The organism is Bacillus sp. FJAT-27445, from assembly GCF_001510665.1.
Classification (GTDB): domain Bacteria; phylum Bacillota; class Bacilli; order Bacillales; family Cytobacillaceae; genus Bacillus_D.
Window position 1 is genome coordinate 706,446 of the sequence record NZ_LMTI01000002.1, and the last position, 462, is coordinate 706,907.

Annotated in this window: 3 tRNA genes; all 3 read right to left on the reverse strand. The window is 50.4% G+C overall.

Going from position 1 to position 462, the window contains the following annotated elements:
- Positions 1–97: 97 nt before the first annotated feature.
- The 3 genes from AR337_RS08175 to AR337_RS08185 all read right to left on the reverse strand — a co-directional run bounded on the left by AR337_RS08175 (position 98) and on the right by AR337_RS08185 (position 380).
- Positions 98–190, reverse strand: a tRNA-Ser gene (locus tag AR337_RS08175).
- Positions 191–214: 24 nt separating this feature from the next.
- A tRNA-Ile gene (locus AR337_RS08180) sits at positions 215–291 on the reverse strand.
- A gap of 12 nt (positions 292–303) precedes the next feature.
- Positions 304–380, reverse strand: a tRNA-Met gene (locus tag AR337_RS08185).
- Between the last annotated feature and the right edge of the window lie 82 nt (positions 381–462).

The window sequence follows — 462 nt, forward strand, 5'->3', positions numbered from 1 at the left end:
AAAAGTATTAAATTTAGCCAATGCACCCAAAGGGTATCGACTGGCCCCATCTCAGTAAGCTAACTCAAGGAGCAGCTCGATGGATACATAGTATAAATGGCGGAGGAAGAGGGATTCGAACCCCCGCGCGGTTTAACCCGCCTGTCGGTTTTCAAGACCGATCCCTTCAGCCAGACTTGGGTATTCCTCCATTTATATTATAATTATAAGGTTTTGGTGGACCTTGTAGGACTCGAACCTACGACCGGACGGTTATGAGCCGTCTGCTCTAACCAGCTGAGCTAAAGGTCCAACTTAAAATTTTGGTAGCGGCGGAGGGGATCGAACCCCCGACCTTACGGGTATGAACCGTACGCTCTAGCCAGCTGAGCTACACCGCCAAAATATAAGTTTTCAAAATGGTGGAGCCTAGCGGGATCGAACCGCTGACCTCCTGCGTGCAAAGCAGGCGCTCTCCCAGCT